Source organism: Amycolatopsis silviterrae (assembly GCF_042684085.1).
Classification (GTDB): domain Bacteria; phylum Actinomycetota; class Actinomycetes; order Mycobacteriales; family Pseudonocardiaceae; genus Amycolatopsis; species Amycolatopsis silviterrae.
This window is the reverse complement of record NZ_JBHUKS010000037.1, coordinates 135,225-150,453: the sequence shown is the minus strand read 5'-3', so window position 1 is coordinate 150,453 and position 15,229 is coordinate 135,225. Positions and strand designations below refer to the sequence as shown.

Here is a 15,229-nt window from a genome sequence, read left to right as displayed (position 1 = left end):
GGCCGCCTCCGCGAAAAGAGGACCGATCTTCGCCGCACCGTCCAGCATGGAGTACTCGGTGTGGACATGCAGGTGGACAAACGATCGCATGGCCGCATTGGACCCGCCGCGACGCGACGGCGTCCAACAACCGACACGCGCGCTCAGACCACTTCCGGTTGTGCACCGAGGTCGCCGCCGGTGGGCGCGTCCACAATGGACTCGCCCACCGGTGGTTTTCTATTCTTCGGAGTCGTCCGCGAGCAACGCGTACAGCCGGCGGCGGGCCTCACGCAGCACCTTGCGCGCCTCCGCGAACTGCGCCTCGGTGCCGGCGTGCGCCACCTGCGCCGCGGCCCCGCTCAGCTCGCCAAGCTGCTGATACAGCGCGGCAAACCGGTCCGCCCCGGGCTCCTCGTCGCGCGCCGGAGACGCCCACAGCGCGGCGAACTCCTCCTCCCGCCCCGCGACGTGCTCGCGCCCAGCCTCAGTGAGATGCGCGACACGGCGACCGCCCTCTTCCGCGGTGCGCACCAGACCCTCGTCCTCGAGCTGCTGCAGGATCGGGTAGATGGAGCCCGGGCTGGGCCGCCACTCGTCGTGGGTGCGGCGGCGGATCTCCTGCATCAGCTGGTAACCGTGCCGGGGTTCCTCGGCCAGCAGCGCGAGAACCGCCGGACGCACCGGCCGTGCCGGGGCTCGCCCTCCACGCGGCGGGCCGCCGAAGAAGCCTCCCGGGCCGCCCGGCCCGCCCGGAAACCCGGGGAAACCGGGAAATCCGGGGAACCCCGGCCGATGCGGGGGCCCAGGCGGGCCGGGCGGAACGGGCGGCCCCGGCGGGAAGCCGCCGCGGGCTTCGAGGACGGTGTCGTCCCAGGCCGGCTCGTCGCCGGGGTGCTCCATCGGCTCGCCGGGCCACCCGTGGTGTTCGCCCGGGTGCGGCCAGCCAAAGGCGATTCCCGGCCCGCCGAACGGCCCGGCCTGGCCGAACCTGGCGCTGGGACCGCCGAACAGTGCGCCGAATCCAGAGTCTCGCCTGCCGGGCACTCCCGCCTGGCTTGCGTGCCCAGGCCAGGCACCGTGCGCGCCGAACCCGAACGGATGCCTGCCCTCTTCGCCCGGCAACCCGTCGCCCGGCCAGTCGGCCTCGCCGGACCGACTGTGCCCGCCCGGGTGCCCGGGCCAGGCACCGTGCGCGCCGAACCCGAACGGATGCCTGGTCTCTTCGCCTGGCAGCCCGTCGCCTGGCCCGTCGGCCTCGCCGGACCGACCGTGTTCGCGGGCCCCTTCGACTCGGCCACGACCGCTCTCATCACCCGGCTCGCCGGACCAGCCTTGCTCACCGGAATGCCCAGGCCCGCCCCCGTGTCCGCCCGGCGTGCCAGCCGGTCGGCCCGGATGCCCGGGCCGGCCGGACTCGGCTCCCGGCCCGCCCCGGAAGTCGCCGAACGGGCCGGATCCAGCTCCGCCGAACGGGCCGGGCCAGCCGGGTTCCGCACCTCCCCACGGCCACCCGTGCCCTTCCCCCGGTCCGCCCGGAGGTCGCCCTCTCCCCTCGCCCGGCCCGGCCCGGCGCGCGTCCGGCCTGCCGGACGGCGCCCCGCGGCCCTCGTCACCGGGGCGGCCGAATCCGAACGGCAGCCCGCCGCCGAAGCGTTCCGGGCCGCCGAAGCCTCCGAACATATGTCCCCCGCCTGCGGTCCTCGTCATGAAGTCCTCCTTCGTCGAACCATCGCCGATATGGACACGATATATCGGCGATGGTTCGACGGCAAGGCAGGCTGGGTGCGAGCGGGGATCAGCCGGACGTTCCGGCGGGCGCGGTGGTCGCGCCTTCGCCGCCGAAGCGGATCGACTTCGCTTCCTTGCCCAGCGCGGTGAGCACGGCGACCGCGATCAGCACCGGGATCACCGTCCACAGCAGCGCGGCCGAATAGCCCTGTGACTGGGCGATGCTCTCCTGGATCGGCAGGTTGAGCGCGGCCAGCAGGTTGCCGAGCTGATACGTCACGCCGGGGAAGAAGCCGCGGATCGCGTCCGGGGACATTTCGGTCAGGTGCGCGGGGATGACGCCCCACGCGCCCTGCACCATGACCTGCATCAGGAACGAGCCGAGCGCGAGCATCCCGGCTCCGTGGTCGACGGCGAAGATCGGGATGATCGGCAGGCCCAGCACGGCGGCGCCGACGATCGTCATCCGGCGGCCGAAGCGTTCCGACAGCGAGCCGAAGACCAGGCCGCCGACGATCGCGCCGACGTTGTACAGCACGGCGATCCACGTGCTGGTCGCCGCGCTCAGGCCGGCGCCGCCGTGGTCGGTCGCCTTCAGGAACGTGGGGTAGACGTCCTGCGTGCCGTGGCTCATCCAGTTGAACGCGGTCATCAGCAGCACGAGGTAGCCGAACCGGCGCAGCACCTTCGGGTTGAACAGGACGTCCTTGACCGACGTCCGGGTGACGCGCATCTTCTCCTGCGCCGCCTCCCACACCTCGGATTCCTTGACCCGCGCCCGGATCAGCAGGCTGATCAGCGCCGGGAAGATGCTCAGCACGAAGATCCACCGCCACTCCAGGCCGAGCGCGGTGTGGAACAGCAGGTACGCCAGCGCCGCCATCAGGTACCCGGCGGAGTAGCCGGCCTGCAGCAGTCCGGAGAAGAACCCGCGCCGCTCCACCGGAATCTTCTCCATCGCCAGCGCCGCGCCCAGCCCCCATTCGCCGCCCATGCCGATGCCGTAGACGAACCGCAGGATCAGCAGCACGGTGAAGTTCGGCGCGACCGCGCACAGCACACCCGCCGCCGAGTACAGCAGGACGTCGACCATCAGCGGGATCCGCCGTCCGGACCGGTCCGCCCACAGCCCGAACAGCAGCGCGCCGACCGGGCGCATCACGAGCGTCGCGGTGGTGATGAACGCCAACTGCGTGGCGGTGGCGCCGAACGACTTGTCCTTCGCGATGTCCGCGAGCACGAACACGACCAGGAAGTAGTCGAACGCGTCCATGCTCCAGCCGAGCCACGCGGCGAGGAACGAGTTTCGCTGATCAGCGGTCAGCTTCGGTTTTTTCGTGCCCCCGGCTGCGTTTTCGGTCACCGGCCCGGTCTACACCCGGCGCGGCGGCGAGGCAAGAGTCGCATGTGGACTCAGGACTTCCCTGACATACCAAGCGAAAGCGGAGGAATCGGGTCAGCCGGACGTTTTCTCCGATCGGGTCAGCAGGTGCGCCTCGCGCATCCGGCCGTCCGAAGTGAACCGGCCGAAGAAGGACACCTCGATCTCGAGGTCCTTGCCGCGCTGGCGCACATGCAGGGTGTAGCGCGCGGCGATGCGGTCGCCGTCCGCCATCGCCTCGTGCACCTCGATCCGGCTTTCCGGCCGGTTCTTCCGCACTGGACGGCAGTGCGCGATCAGCCGGCCCCGGTCGATCCGCAGGCCGTCGGCGATCTGCACGACGTCTTGCGTGTGGTAGCGGTCGACCACTGCCGCCGCGTCCTCCTCGGTGTGCACCAGGTCGTCGGTGAATGAGGTGAAGAAGCGCGCGATGAACTCTTTCGGGTCAGCGCGTTCGGGGTCAGTGCGTTTGAGCGTGTCCATGAAACCTCCCAGTGGAACTCTGACAGACTGTAAGATATCCTTCAGAGGTCAAGTTTGACAAGGTGTAAGAGATGGCAAAACTCCGTGCCGACGCACAGCGCAGCCGCGCCGCGATCCTCGACGCGGCGCTCCGGGTGCTGGAGGCGGATCCGGACGCGAGCGTCGAGGGCATCGCGACGGCAGCCGGCGTGACCCGGCAGACCGTGTACGCCCATTTCCCGTCCCGGGAACGGCTTCTGGCCGCCGTGCTCGACCGGCTCACCGAAGAGGCGGTCGACGCGATGGACGCGGCGGGTCCGGACACCGGGCCCGCGGCCGACGCGGTCCTGCGCGTGCTCAACGCCGCACGCCGGGCTTCCGCGCGGTATCCGATGCTGCTGCGCCGTTTCGCCGCGACGCAGTCCTCCGCGGAATCCGGCCGGGAGCAGCACGAGCCGGTCGCGGAACGGTTGCGGCGGATTGTCGAACGGGGACAGAGCGCGGGCGAGTTCGACCGTCAGCCGCCGGCGGATTGGCTGGTCACGGTGATCATCCAGCTCGGCCACGCAGCCGCGAGCGAGTCCGACGCCGGCCGGATTTCGCCGGACGAGGCCGAGGAGGCATTGTCTACCACGGTGTTGCGAGTGCTAGGCGCGTCCTGACCCCTCAGCTCACGGCGCGACTCGGGATGTGTTGCCAGGAAAGAACCCCTGGCACGCCGGATCGAGGCACCGCCGAACGCCTCCCCGCGCTCAGATCACCACCCGCGACCGCACCCGGCGGCCGATGTCCCGTGCCCAGGAACGAATACGGTGCCAGTCACGAAAGTCCCCCACTCGACCGCCCCGCGCCAGCAGCTTCTCCAGCACACCGTCCGCGAGCGCAGGATCAAGACGGCCCCCGAAAGTCTCCGTACGCCCCGCATCGATCGCGGCGGCCAGCAACGTCACGCGCGCGGGCAAACTCACCCGAGCGAGGTTCGCGCCAGGACCGCACGGTCCACTGTGGAATAACCAGACCGGACGTGCCCGCAGTGCTTCGGTGTTGCGTTCGAGCAGCCGCACCGCTTCCGGTCGCCACCGCGCGTAGTAGAGCGCACTCCCGACCACCACCGCGCCATACTCCGTGACGCCACCGACCTCGCCCGCGTCACGCACGTCAACGACGAGCCCGGCGGCCCGCAACTCCGCACCGATAACCTCGGCGATTTCGCGCGTGCCACCGCGCTTGCCCGCATACGCGACCAGGACGGTGATCATGACTTCATTGTCCACCCCACCAATGAACCCCGCCCGCCCAACCAGCGAGGCGCCCTGCCCCACGCAACCACCCGTCACCCGATAGTCCGCGGCCGAGAAGCCAACGCCCCAAACACCGTCTGCACCAGCGCGAGCCCGATCAGCACCCCCAGCGCAGGCGTCCAAGAGGACGTAGCGTCATGGATCGCACCAATCGCAATCGGCCCAAGCGCCGCCAGCGTGTACCCCGCAGCCTGAGCCATCCCGGACAACGCCCCCGCATCGGCATAATGCTTGGTGCGCAAGCCAAACAGCGACAACGACAACGCCAGCGTGATCCCCCCAGCGAACCCGGCGACGATCGCCCACAACACCCCGAGCCCAGGCGCGATCAAGAGCCCAGTCAGCGCCGCAGCCATCAGCAGCGACCCGGTGATCGCGACCGCACGCTGGTCCGGCAGCCGGTGGATCAGCGCGGAACAGACCAGACTGCCTGCCAGACCGGAAAGGTTGAAGAACAACTGGTGGAATCCGGCGGTCACCGAACTGATGCCCGCCGCGTGCTCGATCGAGGACAGCCAGGTCACCAGCACGTAGAAGGCCAGCGACTGCAGGCCCATGAAGACGGTGACCTGCCAGGCGAGCGCGCTCGTCCACGGCCGCGCCGCGCCGGTCGTTCCCGCGAGCGCGGGTGCGGCGGCGGAACGGCGCAGCTGCGGCAGGAAAACCCCGAGCGCGACGAGCGCGAGCCCGGCCCAGATGCCCAGCGAAAGCCGCCATCCGCCGGCCTCCTGCCCGGCCAGCGGGACCGCGACCCCGGCGGCGATCGCGGCGACGCCGGACTGGACCGCGGTGTACGCGCCGGTGATCGGCCCGATGCGGGTGGGAAAATCGCGTTTGACGAGTGCCGGGAGCAGGACGTTCAGGATCGCGATGGCGACCCCGAGCAGGACGGTCCCGGCCCACAGCAACAGCTGCGGCGGCGTGGAGCGCAGCACGATCCCGACCGCGAGCAGCAGCACCGCCGCGCCGAGCGCCCGTTCGAGCCCCAGTTTCGCGGCGACCTTGGGCGCGATCGGGGAGCACACCGCGAAGGCGATGAGAGGGACGCTGACCAGCACCGACGCCGCTACGGAGGAGAGCTGCTGGTCGGTCTGGACGAGGTTCAGGATCGGGCCGAGGGTGGTGATCGCGGCGCGCAGGTTGGTGGCGATCAGCAGGACGCCGATCAGGATGAGCGCCGGGCGCAGCGGGGTGCCGCGTTCGGGGGCTTCGGGGGCGGCCGGGCCGGGGGCGGTCATGCGGCGGCCTTCTCAACGAGTCCGGGAACGACCGAGCCGGACGGAGACCGGCCTCCCCGCCCGAAAACCTCGGTGCGCGGGGAACGACCGGACCGCCGATCGCAACCGGCGGGGAACACCACCGCCCGGCCGGGGGCGGAACAGCCAGACCATCCGGGCGCGAACCCGCCTCCGCACCGGGAAACCCCAGCGGCCGACGGAACCGGGGCGTCGATCATCGAGTCCTCCCCCCGGCCGTCGCCCGTGGCCGGAGCCCGCCCGGCGGCCGGAATATTCCTGTCCCGTCCGCCCGGGGCGCCAGAATGCGCCGGCGCCCCGGGCGGACGGAAAGTGTCCGTTCCGATCTTGCCCGGCTGCGGCCGGGGTCGGCAAGATCCTTACCGGTACACGGATTCGTAGGCGGCGCTCAATTCCTGGTGCAATTCGGTCGAGTCGGGCAGTTCCTTGCCGTCCAGGGTGTGCACGCGGGTGAGTTTGCGGACCGACGACGCGACGAAAACGGCGTCTCCCGTGAAGAGGTCGTCCACGGTCAGCGTTTCGATTTTCGCGGTGAACCCGGCGTGCTCGGCTCCCCGGTACACCGCGGCCTGCGTGGTTCCGGGCAGGATGCCGATGATCGGCGGCGGCGTGTACAGCGTGCGGCCGCGCACCAGCACCACCGAAACCGTCGGGCCTTCGAGCACCGAGCCGTCGGTCGCGGTGAAGATGACGTCCGACGCGCCGCGGCGGTTCGCTTCGCGCAGGGCGGCCATGTTCACCGCGTACGACAGCGTCTTCGCGCCCAGCAGCAGCCACGGCGCGCGTTCGGCCAGGCCCGGTTCGATGCCGCGTTCCAGGGTGATCGCGGCGATGCCCTCGGTGCGCTCGCGCATCATCTTCGGGCTGATCTCCAGGCCCAGCGCGAAAGCCGTCGGCGGGGAGTCGGGTTCGGAGTCCAATCCCCTGGTGTAGATGAGTTTCATCGCGATTTCGCTGTCGTCGGGCCAGTGGTCGACGACCGCGCGGATGGCCCGTTCCCACTGCTTGTCGTCCGGCTCGGGCAGCTCCATCATCCGCGCCGAACGCGCCAGCCGGTCGAGGTGCAGGTCCAGTTCTCTCGGTTCGCCGTCCTCGATCAGGACCGTTTCGAACACTCCGTCGCCGCGGAGCAGGCCGAGGTCGGCGACATTGATCCGCGGGTCGTCCGGGTCGGCTACGGAACCGTCCAGGTAGCCAAGAACACGCACGTCACACAATCCTTTCGTCACTGTGACAGGAGACCGGCAGGGGGTCAGGCGCCGACCCGGCCGGCGAGAACGGTGGCGAACCGCAGTGCGCTGCCGTCGCCGAACGGCAGGTTGAGGGACGGTTCGCAGATGTCGAGTTCCAGCACTCGCGGCTGGCCGCGGTCGTCGCGGACCAGGTCGACGCGGCCGTACAGCAGCGGCCGGTCCAGGCCGAGGTGGCTGGCGGCGGCGTCGAGGGCGGCCGAGGCGACCGCGCGCTCGTCCTCGTCGGCGACGCGCGGTTTGCGGAAATCGAGTGTCGGGACGTGCACGGTGCCGTCCGGCATCAGCATCGCGGCCTTGCGGATCGCGTGGCTGTACTGCCGGTCGAAATAGATCAGGTTCGTTTCGCCGTCCTGGTCCACCGAGGGGAGATACGGCTGGACGAGCGCGTGCCCGCCTTCGCCGAAGAGCTTCGACAGATGTGCCGCGGCTTCGGCGGCCGCGGCCCGGGTGAATCGGCGGACATTGCGCGAATACGCGCCGATTCCCGGTTTGACGACGATTTCCGGCGCCGACCGATGCTCGTCCAGCACTTCCCGCACTACGGCGTCCGCATCATCCCCCGGGACGGCGAACCGGCTCGGGACGACCGGGACGCCGAGCGCGGCCAGGTCCGCCAGATAGGACTTGTCGAGCGCCCACCGGGCGACCGAGAGCGGGTTGAGCAGCAGCGTCGCCTCCTCGACCCGTTCGCACCAGGCCAGGAACTCCGGCAGCTGGTCCACGTAGTTCCACGGCGAGCGGAGCACGACCGCGTCGAACCGGGCCCAGTCGACCCCGGGGTCCTCCCACTGGCAGACCTCGGTGCCGAGCCCGACCTGCTCGCAGGCCTCGCGCAGCAGCGGCATGTCGTAGTCGATGGGCAGGCTGACCCGGTCGGTCACGAGCGCGACGGTGGTCATCGGAAACTTCCCCCGATCGGGACGGCGCGGTTCACCATGGCAGGACCTTCCCGGCGTGCACGTAGCTGCCGCTCGGGCCGTCCTCGTCGAGCAGCGCGAGTTCGACGCTGGTCACCGCGCCGTCGGGCGGTTCCTGGTCGCCCGCCCCGTCGTTCATGCCGGTCTTGGTGTAGCCCGGATGCGCCGAGTTGACCTTGATCGGCGTGTCGCGCAGTTCGTACGCCAGGTGCACGGTCCACGAGTTCACCGCGCTCTTCGTGGCGCTGTAGGCAGGCAGCGCCTTGAAGGTGTCGCTGTAGGTGTAGGACTCGGGATCGCTGTGCAGGGTGAGCGAACCGAGCAGGCTCGACACGTTGACGATCCGCCCGGCGGCCGACCGGCGGATGAGCGGCAGCAGCGCCAGCGTCGTCTCGACCATGCCGAACAGGTTGGTGTCGAAGGTTTCCCGCCATTCGGCCAGCGTCTGCTCGGACGGCGCCTTGCCGTACTTCTCGATCCGCACGGCCGCGTTGTTGACCAGGACGTCGAGCCGCCCGTGCCGGGTCTCCAGCTCCGTCGCGGCGGCCGCGATGCTCTCCGGGTCGGTCACGTCGAGCTGAAGCCCTTCGACGGCGAGGCCCGCTTCGCGCAGGCCGGCCACCGCCGTCTCGACCGCGGCCTCGTCACGGCCGCTCAGCACCACCCGGACGCCGCGTTCGGCGAGCTGGCGCGCGATCTCGAATCCGATGCCGCGGTTGGCTCCGGTGACCAGGGCAATAGTGTTCTCCAAACCGTTCTCGCTCTCTTGTCGTTCCGGCACGGGCGCCTCACAGGGTGGACAGGAATTTCGCTACCGGCGGCCCGAAACTGTCGAGGTCCGCCAGGAACGCGTCGTGGCCGAGATCGGACTCCAGCGCGAGGAATTCCACGTCCGCGCCGCCCGCCCGCAGGCCGTCGGCGATCTGGCGCTGCTGGTGCAGCGGGAACAGGATGTCCGTCTCCGTGCCGATCACCAGCGCCTTCTCGACCCGCAGCGCCGCCAGCGCCTCGGCGGCGCCGCCGCCGGCCAGCTCGCCGAGGTCGAACCAGTCCATGCTGCGGCTGAGGTAGAGGTAGCTGTTGGGATCGAACCGGCGCACGAACCGGCGCGCGTGGTGGTCGAGGTAGAACTCGACGGCGAACTCCGGTCCGAACGGGACGCCGCCCGGCCCGGATCTCTCGCGGCCGAACCGGCGTTCCCATTCCCGCGCCGACCGGTAGGTGGTCATGCCGATCTTGCGCGCGGTCAGCATGCCGCGTTCCGGATAGCGCTCCGGGACGTACCGGCCGTCGTTCCACAGCGGATCGGACCGGATCGCTTCCCGTTGCAGGGAACGGATCGCGATCGAGTACGGCAGCGAATGCGCGGCCGCGGAGATGCTGACGTGGCTGCGCGCCAGCTCCGGATGCCGCGCCAGCAGCGCCAGCGCGCTCATCCCGCCCATCGACGCGCCGACGACGCACGCCAGCCGCTCGAACCCGAGTCCGGCCACGGTGTGCGCCGCGGCGTCCGCGATGTCCTCAATGGACAGTTCGGGGAAGCCGAGCCGGTACGGCCGCCCGGTCGCCGGGTCGCACGAGGCGGGCCCGGTCGAACCCTGGCAGCCGCCGAGCGAGTTCACGCAGATCACGTGCCACTGGTCGGTGTCGATCGGCTTGCCCGGCCCCAGCATCTGCTCCCACCAGCCGGGGTTCGGGTCCTCCGCGCTGGACGCGGCGTGCGCGTCCGGCGAGAGGCCGGTGAGCAGCAGCACGACGTTGTCCCCCGCCGCGCTGGGCTGTCCGAAAGTCTCGTAGGCGACGCGCGCGCCGTGCAGCACGCCGCCGCGTCTCATGGTGAACCGCTCCGGCAGCCGGGCGAACCGGGTGGCCGGAGGAATGAACTCCTGCATCATGCTTTCCCGTGTGGTCGTGCGAGTTTCCGCGTCACTCGCCGAGCGAGGCCAGCCATTCGTCGTCCGAACCGTCGCTGATGCCTTCGAACCAGAAACTGGACAGATACCGTTCGCCGGTGTCGGGCAGCATCGCGAGCAGCACCGTGCCCTCGGGCGAGTTCTCCGCTTCGCGCAGCGCGGCGGCCAGCGTCGCGCCCGCGGACATGCCCGCGAAGATCCCCTCCTCCGCGGCGAGGCGGCGCGCGGTGTCGCGGGCCAGTTCGTCGTCGATCGTCACCAGCTCGTCGATCACGGTGCGGTCCATCACGCCGGGAACGAAGTTCGGAGCCAGTCCCTGCAGCTGGTGCAGATTCCACGACTGCCCGGCCAGCACCGCCGCCTTTTCCGGTTCCAGCACGACGGTCCGCACGCCGGGGCGGGCGAGCTTCAGCATCTGGCCGACGCCGGTGATCGTGCCGCTGGTGCCGAATCCGGTGACGAAGGTGTCCAGCCGTTTCCCGGCGAAGTCGGCCAGGATCTCCGCGGCCGTGGTCTCCCGGTGGTACGCGGGGTTCGCCGGGTTCTCGAACTGCCGGGCGCGGAACCAGCCGTGCTTCTCGGCCAGGTCGTCGGCGATTTTGTTGCCGCCCAGGCTGCCGAGGTGGCCGGGGAACAGCAGCACCTTGCCGCCGTACGCGCGGATCAGCTTGCGCCGCTCCACCGAGTAGGTGTCGCCGAGGACCGCGACGAACTGGTACCCGCGCGCGGCCGCCACCATCGCCAGCGCGATGCCGACGTTGCCGGACGTGCACTCCACGATCGTGTCGCCGGGCTTGAGTTCTCCCCGCTTCTCGGCGTCGAGGACGATCGCCAGCGCCAGCCGGTCCTTCACCGAGCCGCCCGGGTTGAACGACTCCACCTTGGCGTACACCGAGACGTGCTCGGGGGCCATCCGGTTCAGCCGCACGATCGGGGTGCGGCCGATCGTGTCAAGAATGCTGGAGTACAGCGGCATGACGGAATCCTCCTTCGTACACAGTCGTGGCCGGGCCGGCCAGGACGATCGGCTCTCCCTCGGCGGGCCAGCCGATCCGGAGTTCGCCGCCGGGCACTTCGACCGTCACGTCCCGGTCGAGCCGCCCGGCCCGGATCAGCACCGCGGCGGCGGCGCAGGCCCCGCTGCCGCAGGCGAGCGTCTCGCCCGCGCCGAATTCGTGGACCCGCAACCGGATCCGGTCGCGCGCCACGACTTCGGCGAATCCGACGTTGACCGTCGGCGCGAGGCCGGGCAGCGCGCGCACGGCCGGGCCGAGGCGCGCCACCGGGGCGGCGCCGACGTCGTCGACTTCGAGCACCACGTGCGGGTTTCCGGTGGAGGCCGCGGCGAAGCGGACGGGAGTCCCGTCCGCCAGCTCGGCCTCGTACCGGCCGTCCCGGCTCGCGAAGCCGGACAGCGGGATCCGCTCGGGCTCGAACTCGGGAACGGTGAGCCCGATGCTGAACTCGCCCTCTCCCAGCACTTCCACCGGATGCGTGCCGCTCGGGCTGTCGATCTCGAACGACGGCGGGCGCGCCAGCCCGGCCTGGACGAGCCAAGAGGCGACGCAGCGGGCGCCGTTGCCGCACTGCATCGAGCTTTCGCCTTCTCCGGTCCAGATCTCGAACGCCGCGACCGCCGACGCGCTGCGCGGCGGCCGGATCCCGAGGATCAGGTCGCAGCCGACGCCGGTGTGCCGGTCGGCGAGCGCCCGGCACAGTTCCGGCGACGGCGCGGGCGCGTCCCGCAGGTCGAGTACGACGAAATCGTTGCCGCACCCGTGCATTTTGGTGAACGGAAGCGAAGGGCTCACCCGCGCCGCCTTCCGGTGACCGCCGCGCGCGGGCTCATCGCGCCGCCGCGGTCGCGAACACCGGCGCGATCATGTCCAGAATGGACTCGGTCGCGCGCGCGTCGGTGTCCTCGTCGCCGGTCGCGGCGAACTCGGCCAGCTCGATGCCGAGGACGTCCGCGGCCGGGATCGCGCCGAGGATCTCGCGGACCTTCTCCGGCAGCAGGCCGTCGGGCACGTGGTAGTCGGCCGGGACGGTGCCGGGTTCGAGCACGTCCCAGTCGATGTGCACCCACACCTGCGCGCCGCCGACCGCCGCCGCGACCCGCTGCCCGGTGGCCTCGGCGGGCGCGATGATCCGCACGCCCGCCTTGTCCAGCAGCTCGCGTTCCGGCGGGTCGATGTCGCGGGCGCCGACGAGCACGACCCGGCTCGGGTCGACGCCCGCACCGTAGCCGCTCTCCCACAGGCCGCACGCGCCCGACAGCGCCATGCCGCCGAGGTAACCCGATTCCGTGGTGTCCGGGGTGTTGAAATCGCCGTGCGCGTCGATCCACAGCACCACGCAGTCCGGGTACGCGCGGACCGCGGCGGGCAGCGTCGCCAGGCTGGCCGAGCAGGTGTTGACCGCGAGCACGGTGCGCCGCCCGGCCGCGACGCTCGCCGAAACCGCTTGCGCCAGACCGGAAAGCGTCTCCTCGGCGGCCGGCAGGCTGGCCGTCCAGTCGTCGTCCCGCGGACCGGAAGGCGTGCCGACGAGGCGGGGCTCGAGGCCGTACCGCTCCGCCAGCGCACGCGCCGTGCGGGCCGCGCCCTCGATCATCCCCGCGCCGCGGTCGCCGATGCGGCCCTGGGAAACGATCACTTCCATCATCGCCTGTCTCCGATCACGTAGGGGCCACGGCCCCGTCTGGCTGCGCGGTTTCGGGTGCCCGGAAGGAAAACGGGCACTGGTCGGTCCGGTCGACGTCTTCCTCGGGCAGTCCGTACTGCCACCATTCGAGCCCGGCGACGCCGTAGGAGCCGAGCTGCCGGGCGCGCGGGGCCCGGTCGTAGCGGTCGATCCGCGCCCGGATGTTGCTGCGGACCTTGCGGCCGCTCGGGGTGTCGCCCGCGACGGCGTCGAACCGCTCGCGCGGGTTGACCACGAGCACGAAGTGCCCGCCGAGGTTGCGGCTGCGCCGGACCTCGTGCGCGGGGCTGCTCATGTTGAAGAACAACGGCATTCCGTTGAAACACATGGACCACGAGATCTCGCCGGGGTCGGTGCCGACGTCCTCGGGCCACGGCCGCGGGTCCACGTGGTGCAGCTTCTGGATGACCTCCCAGCCGAACGCCTGGTACTCGGCGACCGACCCGGCGGACACCGCGTCCGGCGAGAACACGATCAGCAGCGGGTACGCGGTGTCGAGATGGCCGTTCCAGTTGCGGGAAAGCTCGACGTAGTCGGCGAGCGCCGCGCCGAGTCTCGCGACGCCGTCCGGCCCGGCATCGTCGGCGAAGGCGAACAGCAGCAGCCTCTTCTTGAACGCGTTTCGCGAGAATACACAAGGGAAACCGGAGTCGGTGAGCCTGGACTCGACGTCGCGGAACGCGGCGGCGCGCCAGCCGGTCGCGGCGGTTTCGGCCTCCTGCTGGGTGGTCAGGGTGGTGCTGCGGGATTCGAGCAATCGGTGCATTCCGGCCCCTCCGGGAATATTCTTCCTCGGGATATGTGGTCCTCTCCGCCGTCCGGCCGGGCCGCAGTCGCGCGGGAGCCGGTCGAGCAGGAATCTCACCGGCTGTCCCGCTGAACGGATTCCGGCTGGTCGACGGCCGCCCCGGCGCGGCGTCGATCAATCCGGGCATGCGAAGCGCCGCCGCCGGTGCGGACGGTGGCGCGGGTCATGCGGTGGTGCTCGGTTGGGTCGTGCTCGGCTGCTGGATGAAACGAGGCAATCGGGGTGCTCGGGGTAAGGCGTGCTGAAATGCCGTGCCATTGCTGGCTGTGCGCGCAGCCGGCTCGGTCCGGTGCTTGCCTGCGACGCGTCCGGGGCTCACCCGCACCCGTCCGTCCCAGCGCGCGGCCGTGTGCGAGCCGCGAAGCGGAGCCGCTGGCGGTTATTCCCCCACTGGACCAGGGCTGCCCTTCAGACTCTATGGACCCCGGCAAACCGGCGCAGCGACCATCCGGGTGAACAACATTCTACGCGAAATCGAGGAATAGCGGAGAATCTGTCGAGACAAGGCCCGGAACCGGGCAATGCGCGTCCGGCATCCGGCGCAATCCCCGGTCCGGGCCGGTGCGGGATCGCGAGCGATAACTGGTCCGGACCACTGAAACCGCCTGTCCGCGCGGACGAATCGAGCAAGTCCACAATGGACATACGGTACTCGCGGGTTCCGCGGCGGGCGCGCATGCCGCATGATGAGGGCATGAACCGGTTCAGCTGGCTCGCCCCGATGACGCTGTGGCGCTACGCCGAGCCGCTGCTGCCGAATCCGGCCTCGCGGCCGCAGGGCGGCGGCACTCCGCGCATTCAGGACGAGGCGACGTTCGCCGCTATCTGCTATGTGCTCGCCACCGGCTGCGCGTGGCGGGAACTGCCGAAAACGTTCGGCGTTTCCTGGCAAACCGCGCATCGGCGCTTCACCCACTGGGCGAACGCCGGGCTGTGGACGGCGCTCGGCGAACTGGCCGGCGACGACACCGCCGAGGCGGCGACCCGGGCGTGGGCCGAGGCGCTGTCCGAGGCCGCGGCGACGCGCCTGCGGTCCGCGGGCCCCCGTCCGGCCGCCGCCGACCGGCCACGGCCGCGCATCCTGCGCGAGTTCAGCGGGCATTTCGTCGAGCAGCTGTTCGGCAGGCGCAAAGTCGTGAAACCGGAGCCGGAATCGGACGGCGGGGCAGCTGAGACAGGCTCGCCGGGACCGAATTCCAGCTGAGACAAATTGCCGCCGGGAAAGCGTTCAGAAGCACCCGTACCGGACCGTAGACTCGTTTTCCAGCGGGAGATCTCCTCCTGCCCGACGAAGGGAGCAGCGCATGCGCGAAGCAACCAGCACCGCGACGCAGAGCAGCAACTTCGACCTGAAGACCGAGCTCGTCGAGCTTATTCCTTCGGGCGGCGTCGCCACGCGCGTCGTGATGAGCGTCCGCGAACTCGAGGCCATCCGGGTCGGCGGCGCCGCGGTGCCGGCTTCCAAGCACGGCCTGGAGACCATTTGCGGCGCCAGCTGCGAGACCGGCGCTCAGTAAGCACCAGT

Annotated in this window: 17 protein-coding genes; 3 read left to right on the top strand and 14 right to left on the bottom strand. The window is 70.7% G+C overall.

What is annotated here, in order from left to right; translation table 11 throughout:
• The 4 genes from ACFSVL_RS43635 to ACFSVL_RS43620 all read right to left on the bottom strand — a co-directional run.
• The coding region (locus tag ACFSVL_RS43635; protein ID WP_378313587.1) for a PHP domain-containing protein at positions 1-90 on the bottom strand (90 nt) is incomplete at its 3' end.
• Positions 91-219: 129 nt separating this feature from the next.
• On the bottom strand, positions 220-1,689 hold the full coding sequence (locus ACFSVL_RS43630; RefSeq protein WP_378313578.1) for a PadR family transcriptional regulator: 1,470 nt from the start codon (positions 1,687-1,689) through the stop codon (positions 220-222).
• 88 nt (positions 1,690-1,777) lie between these two features.
• Positions 1,778-2,983, bottom strand: a complete 1,206-nt coding sequence (locus ACFSVL_RS43625; protein WP_378313586.1) for an MFS transporter — start codon at positions 2,981-2,983, stop codon at positions 1,778-1,780.
• A gap of 183 nt (positions 2,984-3,166) precedes the next feature.
• On the bottom strand, positions 3,167-3,574 hold the full coding sequence (locus ACFSVL_RS43620; protein ID WP_378313576.1) for a nuclear transport factor 2 family protein: 408 nt from the start codon (positions 3,572-3,574) through the stop codon (positions 3,167-3,169).
• A gap of 71 nt (positions 3,575-3,645) precedes the next feature.
• Between ACFSVL_RS43620 and ACFSVL_RS43615 the strand changes: the two genes are divergently transcribed.
• Positions 3,646-4,215, top strand: coding sequence for a TetR/AcrR family transcriptional regulator (locus ACFSVL_RS43615; RefSeq protein WP_378313574.1), 570 nt, complete (start codon positions 3,646-3,648; stop codon positions 4,213-4,215).
• Between the two features lie 90 nt (positions 4,216-4,305).
• On the opposite strand, the gene ACFSVL_RS43610 is transcribed toward ACFSVL_RS43615, so the two are convergent.
• The 10 genes from ACFSVL_RS43610 to ACFSVL_RS43565 form a co-directional block, all read right to left on the bottom strand.
• Complete coding sequence (locus ACFSVL_RS43610) at positions 4,306-4,812, bottom strand: flavodoxin domain-containing protein (RefSeq protein ID WP_378313572.1); 507 nt, start codon at positions 4,810-4,812, stop codon at positions 4,306-4,308.
• A 74-nt stretch (positions 4,813-4,886) separates the two neighbouring features.
• A complete protein-coding gene (locus ACFSVL_RS43605; protein ID WP_378313571.1) occupies positions 4,887-6,092 on the bottom strand; it encodes a CynX/NimT family MFS transporter in 1,206 nt (401 codons plus the stop codon).
• A gap of 377 nt (positions 6,093-6,469) precedes the next feature.
• A complete protein-coding gene (locus ACFSVL_RS43600; RefSeq protein ID WP_378313569.1) occupies positions 6,470-7,318 on the bottom strand; it encodes an aminodeoxychorismate lyase in 849 nt (282 codons plus the stop codon).
• Between the two features lie 44 nt (positions 7,319-7,362).
• Positions 7,363-8,262, bottom strand: coding sequence for an ATP-grasp domain-containing protein (locus ACFSVL_RS43595; protein ID WP_378313567.1), 900 nt, complete (start codon positions 8,260-8,262; stop codon positions 7,363-7,365).
• 31 nt (positions 8,263-8,293) lie between these two features.
• Positions 8,294-9,061, bottom strand: coding sequence for an SDR family oxidoreductase (locus ACFSVL_RS43590; RefSeq protein WP_378313565.1), 768 nt, complete (start codon positions 9,059-9,061; stop codon positions 8,294-8,296).
• A gap of 7 nt (positions 9,062-9,068) precedes the next feature.
• Positions 9,069-10,175: a homoserine O-acetyltransferase MetX gene (gene metX, locus ACFSVL_RS43585; RefSeq protein WP_378313563.1), complete on the bottom strand. Its 1,107-nt coding sequence runs from the start codon at positions 10,173-10,175 to the stop codon at positions 9,069-9,071.
• Positions 10,176-10,206: 31 nt separating this feature from the next.
• Positions 10,207-11,169: a cysteine synthase A gene (cysK, locus tag ACFSVL_RS43580; protein ID WP_378313561.1), complete on the bottom strand. Its 963-nt coding sequence runs from the start codon at positions 11,167-11,169 to the stop codon at positions 10,207-10,209.
• Positions 11,144-12,004: a diaminopimelate epimerase gene (dapF, locus tag ACFSVL_RS43575; protein ID WP_378313560.1), complete on the bottom strand. Its 861-nt coding sequence runs from the start codon at positions 12,002-12,004 to the stop codon at positions 11,144-11,146. The genes cysK and dapF overlap by 26 nt, the downstream gene beginning before the upstream one ends.
• A gap of 34 nt (positions 12,005-12,038) precedes the next feature.
• Positions 12,039-12,857: an arginase family protein gene (locus ACFSVL_RS43570; protein ID WP_378313558.1), complete on the bottom strand. Its 819-nt coding sequence runs from the start codon at positions 12,855-12,857 to the stop codon at positions 12,039-12,041.
• A 13-nt stretch (positions 12,858-12,870) separates the two neighbouring features.
• Complete coding sequence (locus ACFSVL_RS43565; RefSeq protein WP_378313557.1) at positions 12,871-13,662, bottom strand: YqcI/YcgG family protein; 792 nt, start codon at positions 13,660-13,662, stop codon at positions 12,871-12,873.
• A 736-nt stretch (positions 13,663-14,398) separates the two neighbouring features.
• Here ACFSVL_RS43565 and ACFSVL_RS43560 point away from each other — a divergent pair.
• On the top strand, positions 14,399-14,908 hold the full coding sequence (locus tag ACFSVL_RS43560) for a transposase (RefSeq protein WP_378313555.1): 510 nt from the start codon (positions 14,399-14,401) through the stop codon (positions 14,906-14,908).
• A gap of 100 nt (positions 14,909-15,008) precedes the next feature.
• A complete protein-coding gene (locus tag ACFSVL_RS43555) occupies positions 15,009-15,221 on the top strand; it encodes a hypothetical protein (RefSeq protein WP_378313553.1) in 213 nt (70 codons plus the stop codon).
• The last annotated feature ends 8 nt before the right edge of the window (positions 15,222-15,229 follow it).